Annotated in this window: 12 protein-coding genes; 8 read left to right on the top strand and 4 right to left on the bottom strand. The window is 42.9% G+C overall.

The genetic code is table 11. The features are described from left to right. Nucleotides 1-48: 48 nt before the first annotated feature. From ACQKMP_RS03865 to ACQKMP_RS03850, 4 genes are all read right to left on the bottom strand, one after another. Nucleotides 49-828: a helix-turn-helix domain-containing protein gene (locus tag ACQKMP_RS03865; RefSeq protein ID WP_339247087.1), complete on the bottom strand. Its 780-nt coding sequence runs from the start codon at nucleotides 826-828 to the stop codon at nucleotides 49-51. A gap of 94 nt (nucleotides 829-922) precedes the next feature. Beyond that, nucleotides 923-1543 (bottom strand): TetR/AcrR family transcriptional regulator, encoded by a 621-nt coding sequence (locus tag ACQKMP_RS03860; RefSeq protein WP_052404243.1) that lies wholly within the window; start codon nucleotides 1541-1543, stop codon nucleotides 923-925. 44 nt (nucleotides 1544-1587) lie between these two features. Continuing rightward, complete coding sequence (locus tag ACQKMP_RS03855) at nucleotides 1588-2778, bottom strand: pectin acetylesterase-family hydrolase (protein WP_339247092.1); 1191 nt, start codon at nucleotides 2776-2778, stop codon at nucleotides 1588-1590. A gap of 168 nt (nucleotides 2779-2946) precedes the next feature. After that, on the bottom strand, nucleotides 2947-6078 hold the full coding sequence (locus ACQKMP_RS03850; protein WP_427468847.1) for an alpha-mannosidase: 3132 nt from the start codon (nucleotides 6076-6078) through the stop codon (nucleotides 2947-2949). Between the two features lie 247 nt (nucleotides 6079-6325). Between ACQKMP_RS03850 and ACQKMP_RS03845 the strand changes: the two genes are divergently transcribed. The 8 genes from ACQKMP_RS03845 to ACQKMP_RS03810 all read left to right on the top strand — a co-directional run bounded on the left by ACQKMP_RS03845 (nucleotide 6326) and on the right by ACQKMP_RS03810 (nucleotide 20849). Beyond that, complete coding sequence (locus ACQKMP_RS03845) at nucleotides 6326-8140, top strand: sensor histidine kinase (protein ID WP_052404244.1); 1815 nt, start codon at nucleotides 6326-6328, stop codon at nucleotides 8138-8140. Next, a complete protein-coding gene (locus ACQKMP_RS03840; RefSeq protein ID WP_427468846.1) occupies nucleotides 8140-9708 on the top strand; it encodes a response regulator in 1569 nt (522 codons plus the stop codon). The genes ACQKMP_RS03845 and ACQKMP_RS03840 overlap by 1 nt, the downstream gene beginning before the upstream one ends. Nucleotides 9709-10036: 328 nt before the next feature. After that, on the top strand, nucleotides 10037-10918 hold the full coding sequence (locus tag ACQKMP_RS03835; RefSeq protein WP_042193664.1) for an ABC transporter permease: 882 nt from the start codon (nucleotides 10037-10039) through the stop codon (nucleotides 10916-10918). A 19-nt stretch (nucleotides 10919-10937) separates the two neighbouring features. After that, complete coding sequence (locus ACQKMP_RS03830) at nucleotides 10938-11861, top strand: carbohydrate ABC transporter permease (RefSeq protein WP_042187007.1); 924 nt, start codon at nucleotides 10938-10940, stop codon at nucleotides 11859-11861. Between the two features lie 85 nt (nucleotides 11862-11946). Next, entirely contained in the window at nucleotides 11947-13464 is a 1518-nt protein-coding gene (locus ACQKMP_RS03825) for an ABC transporter substrate-binding protein (protein ID WP_339247101.1), read from the top strand. A 120-nt stretch (nucleotides 13465-13584) separates the two neighbouring features. Further along, nucleotides 13585-14904 (top strand): glycoside hydrolase family 125 protein, encoded by a 1320-nt coding sequence (locus ACQKMP_RS03820; protein WP_379422043.1) that lies wholly within the window; start codon nucleotides 13585-13587, stop codon nucleotides 14902-14904. Continuing rightward, nucleotides 14901-18050, top strand: coding sequence for a beta-galactosidase (locus tag ACQKMP_RS03815; protein ID WP_379422041.1), 3150 nt, complete (start codon nucleotides 14901-14903; stop codon nucleotides 18048-18050). The genes ACQKMP_RS03820 and ACQKMP_RS03815 overlap by 4 nt, the downstream gene beginning before the upstream one ends. Nucleotides 18051-18095: 45 nt before the next feature. Continuing rightward, a complete protein-coding gene (locus ACQKMP_RS03810) occupies nucleotides 18096-20849 on the top strand; it encodes an alpha-mannosidase (RefSeq protein WP_427468845.1) in 2754 nt (917 codons plus the stop codon). Nucleotides 20850-20897 lie beyond the last annotated feature (48 nt).

Here is a 20897-nt window from a genome sequence, read left to right as displayed (position 1 = left end):
TTAGAGCTAATTGAAGGGCTGAATCCCCGAATGGTTCAGGGTCCTCCGTTATTTCAAGGCAGATGACGGAGGATAACCCTTGATATTTTTGAAAACATTACTGAAGTAGGCGACATCTTGATAACCACAGTGCGCTGCTACTTCGGACACATTGAAGCCACCTGCGGACAGAATCATCTCGGCATTGTTCACCCGTACTTTATTTATGAATTCCTTATAGGTGGAACCGGTGTTTTGCTTGAACAGCTTGCCAAGATATACAGGATTTAAGGTAACCAAATCAGCTAGTTCCTTGATCGCAACTTCCTCCGAATAATGATCCATAATATAGGTCATTACTTTTTGGATTCTCAGATCGATCAGAGGTGTCTCTTGATGGTGGGTTATGCTTAACAGGCGATACACGATCAGTTGAAAAATGGCTCTGGCCTTCATTTTATAAAAAGGCTGTTTGCCCATCCATACATGCGAGAAATCTTTGATGTCCGCTAGGATCTCTTTAGTTCTCCAGTTTTTAGTTACGGTCTCAAAAGGGAGCTGCACATGATTGTCCTCCCCCTGCCAGAAGAAATTAAACGCAAAAGAACGCATGGGTGCCTCCTTAAAGGTCTGCGCTTCCCGAATACTTCCGGAAGGTGCATAGAGCATATCACCAGCTTCAACCGTAAATTTCTCCCCATTAATAAAATAGTTCGATTTCCCTTCCACAATGAAGGTAAGGTCATGGAAATCAATTTTGCTCCTCGTTATCTCCCAATCCGGGAAGGATCTGCGGTCGACGAACAAAAAAACATTCGGAACTAGATTCTCATATTTGCCAATGTCCATTTCAGCCATTGCTCCTTCCATATAACTAGAGCCGTACGAATACCGATTGGTATATTATACCGAAATGAAACCTATTACGAAAAGACTCTTTTAATCATCGGGAATGCCGTACGCCATGCATAATGAAATCCTTGAATTGTCGGTCCGTTGCCCGGTCTTCCTCCGTAACCACACCGCCCCGCTGATGCGTAATAATAACGGCTTTTTGTAAATACATGAAATACAGGTGGGTGGACTTCTGCAGAATGTTCAACCACTTATTTTTTTCCTCCGGAGCCACTGCTATTGTGTCAAGCAGTATAAGTCGCGAATACCAGCCTTCCATAGCCTTCTTAAAGTCAGGCAGTTCTGCAGGATTCTTAGAAAGCGTGCTGTAGTAAACTCCAAAAATGGCATCATAGTAGATCAGTGATTCCTGATGATCTCTTAGCGCCAAATATTTATCCAGAATGTTCTCCAGTGATTGTACCGGCTGTTCAAAATCAAAATCAAACAGCAGCTGTCCAAACATCCGCTCCAGGTTAAGGACATAGATTTGAGCGGCTAATTCTTCTTTGTCCTTATAATGATGATACAAAGTGCGCCGGGAGACCCCGGCTTGTTCTGCAATTTGAGCCATATCCGTGCGCTCAATACCTTGAGCACAGAACAAGCTGAGCGCTGTATCCTTAATGATCTCCCTCGTCATTTGCATCTGCTTTTCACGCAAATTCATTAATTTTCTCTCCTGCCTTGTGCGAGTATTTCGCTAATTCTGTGCTATTTCTGAGCTGGCTTCGACGTCATGAGGAACTTGCTCCCAACTGAATAGGGTTTCTGATGGTTGACTGCATCACCTAGCCATTTCAGAAGCTTCACACCATCTTGTTCAGCCTGAAAGAAGGTCTCTCTGGTTGCAAAAGTGTGCGGGGTTGTACCCGTCTTAGCATTTAGCCCATAGTCGGTCAGATAGTAATAATAATTAGGTAAAGTGGCAGCTAAAGAAGATACAGATTGCCGCATTTCCTGTGACCATTCATTAATAATGCGTTGATCTCTGGGCCCCTTGTAATCGTTGATGTTGTTCTGAAAGTGGATCAGAATCTCGTCAAATACCGAGTAGGATTGCAATATTACCGTATTCGCAGGCAGTAGATGACCGTTCGCTTTAAATGCTGCCCCGATGATATCCGCTTCAGGGGTATACCCAAAATTCTTAACGAAGTCTGCCTGCCATTCCTTATTCACAACATTTGGCCACTTGTCTGATTTCAGGAAGGAACTGTCTGAATATTGGAAGATCTCGGAGTCTTTGTAATGAGAGGCGATCTCCGGAGCCCAGAAGGCGGACCCGAATCCACCAGCACTTTCACCTGCAATTAGCAGTTTGCCGGGCTTTTCCACGTTGGCATATATCCAATCAAGGCTGCTTCGCACATTATTGCTGCCGTTATAACGCATTGTAAAGGTACTGCCGTCCTCTTTTTTATATTCAGCCGTACGGTTACCGATATGGAAATCACCCGTCGAATAGGGAAGGTAGACCACATTCCATCCATGAAAAGGATTGGCAGGGTTATCCGTATCCATCATACCTCTCAGCAATGTCAGCATATAGAAGGGGATGTTCTGGAAATAGTTGCCCGTATCTCCACCTTTAATGAAGTTCATTAGCTTGATTGGGTGCGCGGCGCTTTGGGCATCCCAACTGGCCCCTCCCCCGGAAAAAAAGATAATCCAGTTATTAGTCTCTCCCTTTTTATTCCAGATAAAATACTCTGATCCATCACTTGAAATGACATTTCCGTCCAGCTTGACTTTATTCCACTCATAAGGCTTCACTTCCGTGATTACGGGGGTGGCGGTGGCCGGTCTCTTGATCACAAAAGCGCTAATCGCAAGAATAGCAATCAAAGCAAGGCTCAATAATCCAATGCATGTGAATATCGTAATTTTCCCCATTCTTCTCATATACATCTCTCCCTTAATTGGAGTATACGCTACGTTAACTCATTGCGCAATGTGTATACTTAAATTCAAAATAAACAATCATAATCGAAAAACGGGGTGTCCTCGCAGCCTTTTATACATGGCTACAGGGACACCCCGATTTTGTATGTTACTTCATTTAATTAGATTCTATACTTCGATTTCAAATGTTCTAATTTCGTAAGGTTCAAGTACAAAGGTAATGACAGGTTCAGTGTGAACCTCACCTTCAGGACGTTCCATTAGATTACATTCTTGCCACGAAATAATGTTCAAGTCGCTCGTCATATCAATCTGCTGGCGGCTTCCGGAATAGTCGTGAACACGTACAACTAATTTTTGACCATCTTCAGATTTCTTAAGGGCAGAAACCATAACCGTATTCATAGAAAGACGAATCATGGACTTTGTTTCTACTTCAGCTTGCCCCATGGTGCTCCGCAGTGGATTGTTGATGGACCAGGCTTGACGGACGGTATCACCTTGTAGCCAATCCCCAGTATGAGGCAGGATAGAGTAGGTGAATGAATGTTCGCCTTGATCCGCATCAGGGTCAGGGTGTGTTGCCGATTTGATTAGGGATAGACGCATCACATTATCCTTGATGTCGTAGCCATATTTGCAGTCATTCAGCAAGCTAACGCCATAACCACGATCTGATAAATCTGCCCACTGATGACCCACAGTCTCGAATCTAGCGTAATCCCAGCTAGTGTTCCAGTGTGTTGGACGCTTAACATTACCGAACTGGATATCATAAGTGGCTTCGGTAGCTCGTATCGCAACAGGGAAGGCTACTTTCATTAGCTGTTTTTTCTCATGCCAGTCTACGTTCGTCACGAAGTCGATACGACGATGCCCAGCGTGTAAGATCATTTGCTGTTTAATCGTGGAATCCATATAGCTCCATGTGAATTGCACAATACAACGCAATGAACCATTTTCTATGACTTCAATACTAGTGCAGTCGATCACTTCGCGCATTTTTTGCTGGTAGTAGATGTCAATGTCCCAAGCTTCATGTGCTAATGGTTTATCCTCAAATACTTGGAACACATTACCGTGACTTCCATTAGCTAATACTTGACGCTGTTCGTGTTTATCAAAGATGGATGACAATTGACCTTGCTCGTTCCACGCTATTTCAAGGTGAGGCGTTGAAATTCCTGATTCATTCAGCTTGAATGGAGTGCTTAGTGGCTCAGAATTCACATCTGCCACGAAGGAGATGGTGGTGTATCCGAGAGAAGGAATGTCGGACACTTCAATGATCCAACGATCACCTTCACGCTGAGCTTGTAAGGGTTTACCTTCTGTGTTTATCCAATGTCCTGTTTCCATGCCAGGCTCTATAGTAATTTCTACGAGCTCAGTTAATTCCCAAGAAGCATTGTTCCAGATGGTATATTTACCGGCTTCACTTCCGTTCACTAGTAGGTTCGTAGATTGTTCCCATACAGATTGACCAATGGCTTCGGCTTGAGCATATTCAATCGTACTGTCTTCGTACACTTCACGAATTGAAGAACCAGGAATAATATCATGGAATTGGTTACGCAAAATAATTCTCCAACCCTCGTCTAAATCGGTCTGACGATAGTTCGACCAATCTTCAGACACCACACTTTGCAGTGCGTTTAGCCATTCCGCCTCGCGGTATAGCAGTTCAAGCTTGCGGTTCATCCGCTTATTGTAGGCTTGGCTAGTGTACGTGCCACGGTGATATTCTAAGTAAAGCTCACCATCCCATACATGGACATAACGATCTGTATTAGCAACGGTTTCTTGCAGATTACGGAAGTAATCTCCTGCTGTTCCTGTTTCAATCTTCGGTAGTCCTGGGAGATCGTTGAGTCTGCGGCGCATCTCTAGCATTTCGCGGTTAACCCCACCGCCGCCATCACCATATCCGTAAGAAAGTAATAAATTGCGATTCACTTCTTTATCCCGGTACGTATCCCAAATTCCTTTTACAGTCTTAGGAATGATGCGGCCATTATAGGTGTAGAACCAAGAATCTTCTTCAGACCAAGGCTCTGGTGTTGTAATGAAGTGTGTTAATACTTCAGTGCCATCAATACCACGCCATTGGAAGGTATCATGTGGCATGCGGTTGTATTGATTCCAGCTAATTTTGGTGGTCATGAACGTATTAATTCCTGATTTTTTTAGAATTTGTGGCAAGGACCAGCTGTAGCCAAATACGTCCGGCAGCCATAAATAATCACATTCAACACCAAATTCATTACGCAAGAAGCGAGTACCATATAGCAATTGACGGACAAGAGACTCACCTGAGGTCAAGTTACAATCTGCCTCGAGCCACATGCCACCGCCAGCTTCCCAGCGTCCTTCAGCAACACGTTCACGAATCTTCTCATAGATTTCTGGATAATCGTTTTTGATGTATTCATAGAGCTGAGGTTGAGTCTGTAAAAAAGTATAGTCAGGGAACATTTCCATCAGACGGAGTACGGTCGAGAAGGAACGCGCACATTTCTCACGGGTATGCTTCAATTGCCATAACCAAGCTACATCAATATGGGTATGACCAATACAGGTAACAGTAACTGGCGAAGACTTTTCCATTTTATTAATTTCATCACGCAAATAGTTACGAGCTTCCTCGATCGAAGCGTAGAAGACCTCTGAACCTGGACGAGACCAGTCAATCAGAAGAAACGAGCGGTCTACTGTACTTAGCAGCTGTGTATATTCTGGTGTTTTTGAATCGAGTACGTTCAGCGTCTCAACTACAGCAAGTGCAGTAAAGTAGAAATCATCCGTTGCATCGTCCAGCCAACAAATTTCTGCCATACGAATGCCATGCGTTTGATCTTTTTTAGGACCGCCACCTTCTAGTCCCGACCATAAACGGAAGGTAAGAGGAAGCTGCGTACCTACCGTTTCATCCGGCAAGAACACTTCTGTATGATTGGAATCTACACCTTGATAGGGTTTACCATTGTAAAAGAATAAAGATTCAAAGCCGGAGTTGTTTCCGGCACCCGTCTCGCCAAAATCAAATCGACCCAGTACCCTGCGTCCTGCCCAAGAGGCGGGTACGTCTATCTGTGTCGTTAGCCATAAATACAAATCGCGGCCTTTCCAGGTATCGCCAACCTGTAGCTTAGACCATTCTCCATCCACGGGTGGTTCCGCTGCAATTTCACCTTGTTCGTCAATCATAGAATTGAAAAAAGGAATGTGTATTCGATCCCGGTAACGATATTCGGAAATCTCGTTTAGTTGGGAGTTGAGTTTACGTTTGGTTAGAAACATGAGTAATAGCCCTCCATTATCTTGATGGGGGACGAGGATTATAAGACTTATAGGGTGATTACAGGTTTGTTTGGGGGTAGAAACCAACTATAGACGATTTTTAGCGAGATGTAAACTCATGATAAAGAAAAAGGTTGCAAGGAGGAAAGATTTACATCTAAAAATGAATGCGCTCCCATTGCACAAAAAGAAAGGTGGTGTTAAGCTTCTAATCCTAAAGGCTAGATTTTGAAGGAAGGTGAATTTGTTGAATATAAAGAAATTTTATCAAAATCATTTACGAAAAAAGCTGTTTAATAAAATTTTAGCTATATATTCATCCATCATCATTATTACGCTTATTGCCTCTTCCATTACCGTTTATAAATACTATGAACAGACGATCACGCGTCAACATGTTGATGCTAATCGAGAGGTACTGGATTACGTGAGTTTATATATGAATCAGCAGTACGAAGGGATTCAATTGGCCATCCAGCAAATTTATAGTGATGCTTCTGTAAGTGAGGATTTGTCCTACTTTTTGCAACATGATTATGGAGATTATCTTAAATATCGTTTAGATCAGTTTGCTGAAATTGGGAGCTTCGTACCCCATACATTCGATACTTACTTCAAAACGTATTTGAATCAGAAAAGTGGTATCTCTGACGTTATCTTATACAGCACTGAGAAAGAATTTTATTATTTATATAAAAATAATACACGACAGCTCTACAAAAGAGATATAGATATTTCGGAGCAAAAATCACCCATACCTAAGAATGGTTGGGTTTCGCATGAGAAAAAATTATTACTTAAGGAAATAAGGGAAGACAATAACAATTTGTATACGATGACTAGGGAGCTTAAAGATCCGATTTCATTGAAAACGATCGGTATGCTCATTATAGATTTTGATGCTGAACTTATTTCAAAATGGCTTGGTACGAAAGGTACAGAGAATAATGGCCAAGTGTTGGTTCTAACACCAAGCGGTGACGTCATATATGATTCCTTAGGAAGGTATATGGGACAGCAGTATCCGCATATCGCTGGTCTTTATTCAGACAACTGGACTGCACTGGATGGATTATCCAAAGTTAACTTAAATACAACGAATAGCTCAGGTCTTATTGTGGCAGGAATCATTCAGAAGTCGCAGGTAAACAAAGAAATGGTGGTAGTACGAAATTGGATTATCGGGATTACGGCAGCACTAATTGTTGCGGCAATGTCCATTACATACGGAATAATTTTACGTTTCTCTAAAAAAGTGAAGATCATTGTCAAATCTATGAAGCGCTTACAGGAAGGCGACTTAAGCACGCGCATTCATCTTAACCGGGAGGATGAATTGCAGCTCATTGCCAACAATTTTAACTATATGTGTGAAAGACTAGAACTGTATATTAATAAAGTTTACATTTCAGAAATTACGCAAAAAAATGCAGAACTCGTTGCTCTTCAATCGCAGATTAATCCGCATTTTTTATATAATACGCTTGAAGCTATAAGGATGCGGGCTATTTCGCAAGGTGCGAAGGATGTAGGTCAGATGATTTACATTTTATCTACGTTATTCCGAACGATGATTAAGAAAAGTATGGTTGTTACCATCGCTGATGAGATTGAATATTGCAATCTATATCTTGAGCTGTTTCAGATTAGGCATAAAGATAAGCTTCAAATCGAGTCACGAATAAGTCCAGTGGCTATGAATTGTTCTATCGTTAAACTGCTGATTCAGCCGGTCATTGAAAATTATATTGTTCACGGATTCAGGCCCGAACGCTCTGATAACCTAATCCGCATTGAAGTAACTGAATCAGACGGTAGCATTCAAATTGCTATTAGAGATAACGGAAATGGGATTATTCCCAGCAGGCTAACGGAACTTCAAAAAACACTTCAAGTCAGTATGCGAATGGATGCACCACCTTCCTCGCTTGGACTATGTAATGTGAATGAGCGAATTAAGCTTTATTATGGGATTGAATATGGATTATCGATTGCTAGTGAGATCGGTGTAGGAACAACAGTCATCATGAATATACCAGTGGTAAGGGAGAGTATTAAATAATGCACAACATACTTATTGTGGATGATGAACCTCTTATTCTTGAAGGATTACGTTCAGTGATCGAATGGGAAGATTATGGACTAAGAATCGCAGGGCAAGCGAGTAATGGGGAAGAAGCTTTAGAATTTTTGCATAGCCATAATGAAGCCATTGACATATTAATTACAGATATTACGATGCCAAAGCTTACGGGACTTGAACTCATTCAACAAATTAAGTCTTTTGATTCAAAAATGAGATTTATTATCTTAAGCGGCTATGAACAATTTGAGTATTTAAAAGCTGGAATGAGTCTAGGCATTGAGAATTATATTCTTAAACCCATTAATATAAAAGAATTGGAATCGACCATTGAGCAAATTGTTGAGGTCCTCAATCAAGAGGATGTTGAACAATTTCATGCGAAGGAGGATCAGCAAGTTTTACGTAACAATATTCTAAATCGTTGGGTCACTGGAAATATAGATCGACAGGAGCTATTGCATCGTTCAAAAGTCTTAAATATTTCCCTGGACTGTTCATGTTTTACGGTGGCTGCAATTCGGCTTATTACGGAACATGAAGAGGATGAGGGTCAACTGCACCCTAATCAACTTATGGAAGAATGTTATCGTATCGCTGTGCAGTCCGTAGCAGAGCGCGGAACAGTTATTGTATTTATTGATATGGAAGGTGATCTTGTTCTTATTGTTGCGGAGTCGACTGAAGATGAGAACAAAGAAGAAATGTATTGCATGCTGCAACAAGTGCAATGTGAGATTATGCATGAATTAGGAAAGTCTGTCTGGATTACGATAGGAAGTAAGGAATATACTTTTCAAGAAGTACCACAAAGTTATAAAAAAGCGAAAAGTTTATATGTGGATCATCTGATGCTGCCGGGCTACCCGATTATAGATGTGGACCAACTGTCTAAGATGGTGTTACATGAGGAAAAGCTCGAAATTGATTATGAAGCATTTACTAAATTATTATTATCTGGCGAGCGTGAGGCGGCAAATCAATTTATCGCAGAAACATTCCAAAAGCTGTTCGGATGTGGCGTGATTACACGCATTGATAATTACAACGTGGCGATTGAATTAATGTTGATCGCTAAGAATATGGAGAAGAACTGTAATTTCAGTGCTGTGTTTAATCCTTTGCTACGCATCCATACCATTGAGCAGTTGCTTCATCATGTGCAGGAAAGTGTGAATGAAACGCTGGACCAATTATCGCTAGTGAGTGAGGAACTCAGTCCGAATATGAGATATATGGTGGATCAAGTGAGCAAACATTATAGAGAAGAACTATCTCTGAAGACGCTCAGTCAGCGAATGAATATGCATCCTACTTACTTGGGACAGCTATTTCAGAAGGAGATGGGGCGAAGCTTCTCTGATTATGTGAATCAATTCCGAATTGAAAAAGCAAGACAACTGCTGCTTCAAACTACGTTATTAACCAATGAAATTGCAGCTGAAGTAGGGTATCTAGATCCAGCGTATTTTTATCGCCAGTTCAAAAAATCAGTAGGCATATCTCCAACAGAACTTCGAAATATGTATAAAAAAGAAAAGGCGTAGGATTTAGGAAATGTTCCCCGGTATCACGTTCAAGTGGAGGGTTCACGAACGTTGGTCACGGGAATGTTTCCTTTTTTTTGTTCAAATCTTAAGGATTTTCAAGCCTCACGGAGGTCGTTTTTTCTTGCGATCTTTAATTTTTACATATCATTCTGGAGTTTTTCAACTTTATGAAACCGCTTTTATAGCGCAGAATTAAAGATAGTTAAAGGGGCAAGGAAATAAGATCGAAAGGGTATTACGGGGATTGTTTGGGGATAGAGAAGGGGGATGTGGAATAGTGTCTGCATTTTTCAAAAGCTTAAATAAGGATAAAGTACTGTGGTTTATGGTATTACCAGGGACAATATGGTTCCTAATCTTTTGTTACTTACCGATGTTCGGAACCATTATTGCATTTAAGGATTTCAAGATTCATCGGGACGGATTCTTTGCAAGCGTTTTAAATAGTAAGTGGGTTGGCCTTGAAAATTTCAACTTTTTGTTCTCGACAGAGGACGCCTATATTATTACAAGAAATACGATACTGTATAACGTGGCGTTGATCTCTCTCGGTTTAGTTCTTGCGGTGGGCATTGCAATCACCTTGAACGAACTTGTGAACAAACGGATGGCCAAAGTTTATCAAACGGCGATGTTTATGCCTTATTTTCTTTCTTGGGTTATTATTAGCTTCTTTACATTCAGCTTCCTAAGTGTAGATAAAGGGATCTTGAATCAAGTGATTGTTTACTTCGGAGGCGATCCTGTTTCCTGGTATGGTGATACTCGCTTTTGGCCATATATCCTAATTTTCATGGGAATTTGGAAATCAATTGGTTATTCAAGTGTTGTTTACTTAGCGGCTATAGCGGGTATCGACAAGTCCTACTATGAAGCGGCAATGATTGATGGGGCCAGCAAATGGCAGCAAATTAAGTTTATTACACTTCCTTTGCTTAAGCCTTTAATGGTAACGCTAACTATTCTAGCGATTGGTGGTATTTTTAGATCTGACTTCGGTCTATTCTATCAAATACCTCGGGATTCCGGTGTTCTATACTCCGTAACGAATGTTATCGATACTTATATCTATCGAAGCATGAGTACGACAGGAAACCTGGGGATGAGTACAGCAGCGGGTCTATATCAATCGATCGTTGGATTTATCATGGTAATTGTAACGAATTCTATTGTGAAAAAGATCAGCAAAGAAAACGCGATATTCTAGAAAGGAGTCAATTGACGTTATGGAAGTATTCAAACGTAAGCCGAAAGAAGTCGACAACAACGCCATTACTCCTTTTTGGAATGTGGTACTCAATATTGTGATTGGAGTTTTCGCCTTTACCTGTGTGTTTCCGTTCTTGTTTGTCATAGCCATTTCTTTTACAGATGAGAAAGTACTCGCTTTAAATGGATTTAGCTTAATTCCAGAAAAATTTAGTATGGCGGCGTATCAGTTTGTTTTTAACACAGGTGATCAGTTATTTCGTTCCTTTGGAGTTACCTTACTTGTTACTGTACTAGGTACGCTCATTAGCTTATTTCTAATTACAACTTACGCCTATGTTCTTTCTCGAAGATCATTTCGCTATCGTAATTTTTTCAGCTTCTTCGCCTTCTTCACGATGTTATTCTCAGGCGGAATGGTTCCAAACTATATTGTGGCCACACAGTTTTTACATTTGTACAACACGATATGGGCTTTGATATTGCCAATAGCGATGAATGCCTTTTTCATCCTAGTGATGAGAACCTTCTTCCAGACTTCAGTGCCTGATGCACTCATTGAGGCAGCCAAAATTGACGGTTCAGGGGAGTTTCGGACGTTCCTGCAAATTGTACTTCCGATCTCATTACCGGGGATTGCAACGATTGGATTGTTCTGTACGCTGGGTTATTGGAATGATTGGTTTAATGCGCTGCTGTATATAGATGATGCGAGTCTTGTGCCGCTCCAAGCGATGCTGATGCGAATTCAGAATAATATGGAGTTTGTTATCCAGAACAGCATGCAGATGGGATCAAGCTTTGAGATTGCTGCGACATTGCCGACAGAAACTGTTCGTATGGCGATGGTTGTACTGGCGACCTTGCCTATAGCACTAGCGTATCCCTTCTTCCAAAAGTATTTTGTAAAAGGTTTAACTGTGGGCTCTTTAAAAGAGTAACACTAATAAGATGTATTTATTCGAATCGCTAGAATAGGAGTCGATATAAATAAAGAGTTCATTAAACTAAAGGGGGAAAATAGAAATGAAAGTGAAAAAAAGTTTAACGCTCGCTCTTGCTGGAACAATGCTTTTGTCTGGCCTACTTGCTGGATGTGGTTCGAATAATAATACAAATGCTGCTAAAGAAACAAACAATTCAGCGGCAGCAGGGAATTCAGCAGGGAGTACATCGGAATTAAAGCCATATGAGCTGAAGATGTATTTAATTGGTGGACCTCAAAAGGACTTGGATCTTGTATTAAAAGAAGTTAATAAATATACCCAAGAAAAAATTAATGCGACGTTGAACATTACGATGTTCGATTGGGGTGATTACGATAAGAAGATGCAAGTCATTACCGCTTCTGGTGAGCCTTATGACATTGCCTTTACCTCTTCTTGGACAAATGATTTCCGCCGTAACGCAGCTAACGGTACCTTCTTGGGTCTGAACGATCTGCTAGATAAGTATGGAAAGGAAACGAAAGAGGTTTTGGACCCACGTTTCTTAGAAGGAACTAAGATTAAAGGTGAGATCTATGGTGTTCCTGTAAATAAGGAGCTTGGACAGCAATGGGTATGGCGCTTCAATAAGAAATATGTTGATAAATACAACATGGACATTTCCAATATTCGTACATTAGATGATCTAGAGCCACTTCTTAAAACGATTAAAGAGAATGAGCCTGCGGATATTACACCGCTAGCTGTTCCTAAAGGCTTTAAACCATTCATGCCATTTGACTATGTACTAGGTGATGAGTTACCTATCGGGGTCTATATGGATTCCACAGATGGCAAGGTTGTTAATATTCTGGAGACACCTGAACTTGCAACATCGTTAGATACGATGCGCAGACTTTACACAGCAGGTTACTTACGCCCAGACGTTGCAACACTTGAAGGTATTGATAATATTAAGACCGGTAAATGGTTTGCCGATCGCGAAATTACACAGCCTTATGCAGAAAAAGGTTGGTCTCGTTCAGCAGGTTATGAAATTGTAACTTCGCCTATGCATGAGCCTTATGTGTATACACAGTCCGCCGCAGGTTCGATGCACGCTATTTCCGTAACCTCAGGTGATCCTGAACGGGCTATGATGTTCTTGAATCTTTTGAATACAGATAAGTACTTACGCAATTTGCTCAACTATGGTATTGAAGGCACTCATTACAAGAAAATTTCCGAGAATGTCATTGAAGATCTGCCAGCTATGCAAGATAGCTATGCAATGCCAGGCTTCACGCTTGGAAATATGTTACTGACTTATCTGCATGCTGATGACCCTGCTGATAAATGGGATGCTTTCAAGAAGTTTAATGATTCGTCAAAAGAAGCTCCTACCTTCGGTTTTGCATTTGATCCTACACCTGTAAAAACAGAAGTAGCGGCCATCAACAACGTAACTAAAGAATTTATGCCAGCTCTATACACAGGTTCTGTTGATCCTAAAACATATCTGCCAAAAGCAACCAAGAAATTTAAAGAAGCTGGACTGGAAAAAGTCATTGCTGAAGTTCAAAAGCAGCTTGATGAGTGGAACCAGACAAAGAAATAAGCTTTGAACGTAACACGCCTACGATTAATCTAAAGGTAACACAAATAGGATTAGTGGAGACGGGCAGCTATGCTGCCCGTCTCTCTATCTATACTCATTTTTATCAAGAGGAGTGGGAATATGGAACAATTCAGACTGCCAACCATCTCAATGCCGAAGCTTCCGCTTCCACAATCGATTCAAGAAGTATTGAACGAAGCAGAGGAGAAATTAGCGCATCGGCCTAAACTATTGCAGCTCTTCAAGAACTGCTTCCCGAATACACTTGAGACAACGACTAAGCTCATGGATGATGGAACAACATTCATCATTACTGGTGATATCCCTGCTTCCTGGTTGCGAGATTCTGTGGAGCAGGTTATGCACTATGTGCCATTTGCGAAGAATGATCCGGATCTTCAACGTATCATTAGCGGTCTAATTAAACGACATATTCAGTATATACATATTGATCCGTATGCTAATGCGTTTAACGAAACAGCGAATGATTGGCATTGGAGCACTAGCGATATTACGGAAATGTCCCCTTGGGTGTGGGAACGTAAATTCGAGATCGATTCTCTCTGTTTTTCTATGCGTCTGGCTTATGCCTATTGGAAAGAAACGGGGAAGACTGATATATTCGACGCTGGATTTAAGGCAGCAATGGTCAAAATATACAACTTATTTAAAACTGAGCAGCGCCATGCTGAATTATCTCCTTACAGCTTTATGCGTAATAATGGAATACCTGAAGATACGTTACGCAACAACGGTCTTGGTATGCCTGTAAATTACACGGGGATGGTCTGGTCCGGGTTCCGATCAAGCGATGATGCTTGCGACTTCCATTACAATATCCCGGGGAATATGTTCGCCGTTGTTGCATTACGTCATATGCAGGAATTCGCAGAATGGGTATTCCGTGATCTTGAATTTCTAAAAGAGCTTAAAGCATTAGAAGCGGACATTGATCATGGAATCAAGCTGTATGGTATTTATCGTCATCCGAGATTCGGACCAATCTACGCCTATGAGACCGACGGCTACGGCAACTACTGCTTGATGGATGATGCGGGAACACCGGGGCTCATGTCGATTCCTTATCTCGGCTATGTTACGGCAGATGATGAGATTTATCAGAATACACGGCGATTTGCGCTGAGCAAGGAGAATCCTTTTTACTTCGAAGGAACAGCAGCGAAAGGGATTGGCAGTCCACATACTCCGAAAGATTATATCTGGCATATGGCATTGTCTATGCAAGGTTTGACGGCTTCCACGAAGGAAGAGAAGCTGGACATGCTTGCGATGCTAGAGGCAACGGATGCGGGGACTGGTTTTATGCATGAAGGATTTCATGTCGATGACCCGAATATATTCACTAGAAAATGGTTTGCCTGGTCCAATAGTCTGTTCTCCCAACTAGTCTACAAATCGATGAAGGAAGGACTACTATGAGCAGACCTGTAATCATATTCTATGATTCTGATTTCCCAATTTCCAATTCTATTCCTAGTGATGCGGTTAAATCCATGCGTGAGTTCGGTATGATTGTGAATGCGAATCAGCTTGCAGCAACGCTTAAGGAAACCGAAGGTGGATGTTTCATTAATCTGCATGCACCCTATTTTCCAAAAGCGGCATGGATAGACATTCTTGGATATTTGCAAAGAGGTGGTGGGCTGATCAGCATTGGAGGTGCCCCCTTCAAACAACCCGTTCGCTGGAAAAATGAACAATGGCATGTGGAAGCAGAGCAGACCTCTTATCACCAAGAGCTGTCTATTCATGAGGTACTGCGTGTTGATTGTTCTCGCAACCAGTCCTTGCTTGCATCAGATGTCATTCCTCTGCTTAAGGGGCAAGAAGCTCTTTTTATAGCGAGTGAAGAGACATGGAACCTTGTGCCACATACGACGAAGACGAGTGATTTACCCCATCAAATGGGGTCAGCAGGTCCGATGAGCACACGGATTTACCCGCTTTTGAAGGGAATTACGCATGAGGGGCGGGAAACTGCTGCTCCAGTAGTTCTTTGGGAGAATACGATTGGTTTATTTGCAGGCTCACGCTGGCTGTTCGTAAATACGGCTGCAACGGCTTCTTTATGGAAGGAAAAAGGGCTGTCCGCGATGACTGAGTGGGTTCGTTTCTGTAGTAAGGGTGTAACGGAAATGTGGGTTAAGCCAAATTACGCGTCATATGAGTCAGGAGAACGGGCTTCTCTGACACTTCAGATTCAGCAGCTTGAGCGGGTACAACCTTCTTTGCGAAATGAAGACAATTGGAAGTTAACAATGAATGTTGAGCATGAATCCGATCCCTCCTTGCGTTGGTCCGATTGTTTGGAGATGAAGGCTAATGCTGAGCTTAACATCGTTCGGGTGCCTATTCCTCTGGAAATTAGGAGTGGTCTGTTCCAAGTGATCTGCGAAGCGGAAGCCAGTGATGGTGAGGTCCGTATTCTACGTCAAGGGTTCTGGGGGCATGCCCCTGAACTTCTAGCAGCAGGTGAACCGGTAACGAGTGGAAGAGATTATTTCATAAAAGATGGGCGTCCGCTACCTGTTGTGGGGATGACTTATATGACGAGTGATGTGGCACGGAAATTTCTATTTCTGCCGAACGTTGGGGTATGGGATCGCGATATGGGTCAAATGCGGAAGGCAGGGATTAACTGGATCCGAACAGGAATCTGGACTGCTTATCGTAACGTGATGCAAGACGATGGTCATGTTTCAGAAGAGGTACTGCGAGCGATTGATGCCTTTATCATGACGGCGAAGAAGCATGATCTTCAGGTGACTTTCACGTTCTTCTCCTTCACACCGGAAACGTGGGGTGGGGTGAATCCTTATTTGGACCCACAAAGTGTTGAGGCTCAGAAGCGGTTCATTCGTTCTATTGTATCTCGTCATAAAGCGTCTTCGAATGTAGATTGGGATCTTATTAATGAACCATCGATGTTTGATCCGGCACGGATTTTCTCGGATGGTCCGAGTTCATGTCATGATCGCTTCGAGCAACAAGCTTTCATAGAATGGCTTCGACATAGACATGGGGAAATCGAAGTACTACAGGAACGTTGGAATATGACACCCGCACAGCTTCCTGACTTTGAATCGGCAGGGCTGCCAGAAGCGAAAGAGATGAACTTCGATGTACAGGATATGCACAGCGCTAAAAGAGGGACGCGTTGGCTTGATTATTGCTTGTTCTCCATGGATATGCATAACCGCTGGGTGAAGCAGTTATCTGACGCCATTAAGGAGCAATGTCCAGATCAGATGGTTACGGTCGGTCAGGATGAAGGGCTAGGGGCACAGCGACCTTCGCCGTTCTTCTACGAGGAGGCGGTGGATTACACCACTGTACATTCCTGGTGGTTTAATGATTATCTGGTGTGGGACGGCATCTTTGCCAAGACACCTAATAAGCCAAACCTAATTCAAGAGACTGGCGTCATGTATGTAGAAACTCCTGATGGACGAGCCAAACGTTCGGAGCTAGAGCTGCGAAATCTTCTCGAACGCAAATATGCCTATGCGTTTGGAACTGCTGGTGCGGGGGCCATACACTGGATTTGGAATACGAACTTCTATATGGATAATGCGAATGAGTCACATATCGGAGCATTGAGAGCAGATGGAACTGAAAAGCCAGAGGCGGATGTCTCTTATGACTTCGGGAAGTTTATAGAAGGCATTCGTGACGTATTTGGAGATCGGAAACTGGAAGAGATCGCTGTGGTGTTTCCGTATTCGAATGATTTCTCTAACCGGAAGCTGGCTTTCGCTGCTACAACAGAGCTTACCCGTATTCTTTCATATGATCTAAAGATGCCTTTCAGAGGGGCTTCTGAATACCATCTAGATGATTTGGAGAACCATCCTGTGAAGCTTATTATACTGCCAAGCGCGCATAACTTCGATGATGCAGCGATGGAAAGATTGTTACACATCGTTGAAGAGACTGGTGCGGTATTGCTTGCTACAGGCCCGCTCGACATTGATGCTTACTGGCGTTCTTCAGAGCGCTTAAGTGATATTCTTGGCAAGCGTGAATTGCGTAATGTGCGCCGTGAAGAAGTGCTTAGCCTTCAAGGCCAAGAACTCCCCGTCTCCTTCGGTCACCGACGGATTGCTGAGGTATCGAAGGAAATGATGATTCACGAATCCGGCGGAAGCGGAAGCTCTACTATAGACTCAGTCATAAACATCCCGCTTGGCAAGGGTCGTCTCCTATGGAGTCCACTGCCCGTTGAATTGAGCGACCGAAGTGATACTACGTCTGCACTGTATCGCTACGCGCTCCATGCTGCTAATGTGGAGTGTGACTTGGAGTGGATTAGCGGAGGGGACTTAGTAGGTATCTACGGACGGAAATTGAGCTTTGCTACAGGAGCGCTCTTCACCTTCGTATCGGAATATGCTCAGGATGCGAAAATCGAGGTGAAGGATTCAGCCACTGGTCGAACCTACGCGTTCTTGTTGGAACAGGAACGTTCAGTCCTGTTTGCTACGGACTATAAAGGTGATCTTCTTGGCGTGTATCGCCAGCAGGAAGTTGAAATCCATATAACTTATCCACATCTACTACATTAAGGATCTTAGTAGAGAGTACGTATTGCATATAAGGAGGTCTTCACATTGGATAGCTCAAATAAATCTATTAAACCTCAGACTGCCCATATTATTTCTCATACTCACTGGGACCGGGAATGGTATCTTCCATATGAAAAGCATCATGTACGCCTGATTAAACTGGTCGATGAATTGCTGGATCGATTGGATGAGGATGGTGAATTTAAGAGTTTTTATCTTGACGGACAGACAATCATTCTGGAAGATTATCTTCAAGTTCGTCCCGAGAATCAAGATCGTCTACAAAAACATATTACGGAAGGTCGTCTTCTGATTGGACCTTGGTATATTCTGCAAGATGCTTTCCTTACCAGCGGAGAGGCAAATGTACGTAATATGCAGATTGGTCATCAGGATTCGAAGCGTTACGGTGAACCTTCTAAGATCGGTTATTTTCCGGACACCTTTGGTCTAGTGGGTCAGACTCCACAATTAATGAAGCAATCAGGCATCAATAATGCCTTTTTTGGAAGAGGTGTAAAGCCGACTGGATTCAACAATACAGTATCGGACGGTGGATATGAATCTTCGTTCTCTGAGCTGATATGGGAAGGTCCGGATGGATCGAAAGTACTTGGAATTCTATTTGCGAATTGGTATTCGAACGGAAACGAAGTGCCAGTGAATGAAGCAGAGGCAAAAGAGTTCTGGGAGAAGAAGTTAGCAGATGCTCGGAAATTTGCCTCTACAGGCGAGTTATTATTCATGAACGGCTGCGATCATCAACCGGCTCAACTGGATTTGCCGGAGGCTATTGAAACTGCGAAGCGGTTATATCCAGATATGGAATTTATCCATTCCAACTTCCCTGATTACCTTAAAGCTGTAGAAGATGTAATGGATCACAACAACTTGTCGACCGTAAAGGGCGAACTGCGGAGCCAGCACACTGACGGATGGGGGACGTTAGTGAATACTGCATCTGCTCGTGTCTATTTGAAACAGATGAATCAGGAAGGGCAAGTCTTGCTTGAAAAGGTGGCTGAGCCACTCGCTTCATTCGCACATGTATTGGGCAAAGATTACCCTCATCATCTGTTCACCTATGCCTGGAAGACGTTAATGCAGAACCATCCTCACGACAGCATTTGTGGCTGCAGCGTGGATGAGGTACATCGCGAAATGGTAACACGCTTTGATAAAAGCCGTCATGTAGCAGAGACCATTGTTGATGATAGTAAGCGCATGATCGCTGAAGCTGTGAATACGTCCGGTTTTGCAGCATATGGTGAAGAAGTGCTTCCGTTAGTAGTCATGAATATGACAGGGTGGAGACGCACGGGTACAGTGAGCATAGAAATTGATGCGGCACGTCTATATTTGAGAGAGGGTTTCTCTCTAGAAGAAACGGCCAGCCGTATGAAAGATATTGACTTAAACGGTCGTGAATTAGTAGACGATCAAGGGAATACCATTACATGCCAGATGGAGGATTTGGGTCTTCAGTTTGGTTATGATTTGCCTGACGATAAATTCCGCCAGCCCTATATGTGCCGCCGAGTAAGACTTACCTTTGAAGCTGTGCAAGTTCCGGCGCTGGGTCTTCGTGCATATGCGTGGGTTCGTCGTGCTAACGCAGGGTTGCCTATAGCTCCTGAATCTTTGCTTCAAGGGGATCGGGTGTTGGAGAATGAGGCCATCAAAGTAGTGATCCATGATAATGGTTCATTTACGCTAAGTGACAAAGCCAGTGGCATGACCTACCGGGATCTTGGTGTGTATGAGAACACAGGTGATATCGGGAATGAATACATGTATAAACAGCCAGAGGGTGAACAAGCTTTAACGACCAAGGGACTACAGGCGAATATTTGCGTTTTGGAAAATACACCTTATCGAGCATCTGTGCAAATTAAGCATGACTGGGAGATTCCAGCCTCAGCAGATAATAAGCTGGACGAGGAACAGCGTGCCCTTGTGTACTACCCCGAGCGGAAAGCGCAGCGCAGTAGTGACACAGTCATTCTTAAACTTCGTACCGTAATTAGCTTGGAGCGGGGCGGGAAAGGGCTGCATATCGAAACGACGATAGACAATAAAGCCAAAGATCACCGGATTCGTGTGTTATTTCCGACAGATTTGAACGCCGTCACACATCATGTGGATTCGATGTTTGAGGTTGCGGAGCGGAATATTGAGCCAGCTACAGAATGGATGAATCCGAGTAACACGCAGCATCAGCAGGCCTTTGTTGATATCAGTAATGAAACAGCCGGTCTAACCGTCGCTAACTTTGGATTAAATGAATATGAAGTGCTAAGAGATGGTCGTAACACCATTGCGATTACATTACTCCGCAGTGTGGGCGAATTGGGAGACTGGGGTTTGTTCCCAACTCCGGAAGCGCAATGTCTCGGAGAGCATGTTGTAGGTATGGAGCTCATCCCACACACAGGAGATGGTATAACCTCAGGTGCTTTTGCTGAAGCTTATCAATTCCAGATTCCTTGGGTCGTATGTCAGACTGATGTACATGAAGGAGCGATTGCTCCGGTGTATACTCCATTCGAATGGGAGAGTCAGGAGCTCGCATTTTCCTCTCTAAAAATGAACGAGCAGACTGGAGACCTGCTGCTTCGCTGGTACAACATGAGTCAGCAAAGTACCGACCTGACCATCCGTTCAACGATACCGCAGCAGTATTTCTATAAGACGTCGATCCTGGAAGAGGAGAGTAACCCACTCTCTAGCGAAGAGAAAGGTAGTTCGGCCTTACAGATCGGTCCATGCGAAATTGTAACGATTGGTATTCGGAGATAGAATTAACTTATTTTTTTCTTATAATTTAACAAAAGGACGATAACCAAA

The sequence above is a fragment of the Paenibacillus sp. NPDC101420 genome (genome assembly GCF_050277435.1).
In the GTDB taxonomy this organism is placed as follows: domain Bacteria; phylum Bacillota; class Bacilli; order Paenibacillales; family Paenibacillaceae; genus Paenibacillus_AQ.
The sequence above is the reverse complement of the archived record's forward strand: the minus strand, read 5'-3'. Positions and strand labels throughout refer to the sequence as shown.

What these genes read in the sequence shown, in the direction of transcription:
- ACQKMP_RS03850 (WP_427468847.1), bottom strand. Translation starts at nt 6,078, where the DNA reads ATGTTTCTAACCAAACGTAAACTCAACTCCCAACTAAACGAGATTTCC.
- ACQKMP_RS03820 (WP_379422043.1), top strand. Translation starts at nt 13,585, where the DNA reads ATGGAACAATTCAGACTGCCAACCATCTCAATGCCGAAGCTTCCGCTT.
- ACQKMP_RS03835 (WP_042193664.1), top strand. Translation starts at nt 10,037, where the DNA reads ATGGTATTACCAGGGACAATATGGTTCCTAATCTTTTGTTACTTACCG.
- ACQKMP_RS03860 (WP_052404243.1), bottom strand. Translation starts at nt 1,543, where the DNA reads ATGAATTTGCGTGAAAAGCAGATGCAAATGACGAGGGAGATCATTAAG.
- ACQKMP_RS03815 (WP_379422041.1), top strand. Translation starts at nt 14,901, where the DNA reads ATGAGCAGACCTGTAATCATATTCTATGATTCTGATTTCCCAATTTCC.
- ACQKMP_RS03825 (WP_339247101.1), top strand. Translation starts at nt 11,947, where the DNA reads ATGAAAGTGAAAAAAAGTTTAACGCTCGCTCTTGCTGGAACAATGCTT.
- ACQKMP_RS03840 (WP_427468846.1), top strand. Translation starts at nt 8,140, where the DNA reads ATGCACAACATACTTATTGTGGATGATGAACCTCTTATTCTTGAAGGA.
- ACQKMP_RS03865 (WP_339247087.1), bottom strand. Translation starts at nt 828, where the DNA reads ATGGACATTGGCAAATATGAGAATCTAGTTCCGAATGTTTTTTTGTTC.
- ACQKMP_RS03855 (WP_339247092.1), bottom strand. Translation starts at nt 2,778, where the DNA reads ATGAGAAGAATGGGGAAAATTACGATATTCACATGCATTGGATTATTG.
- ACQKMP_RS03830 (WP_042187007.1), top strand. Translation starts at nt 10,938, where the DNA reads ATGGAAGTATTCAAACGTAAGCCGAAAGAAGTCGACAACAACGCCATT.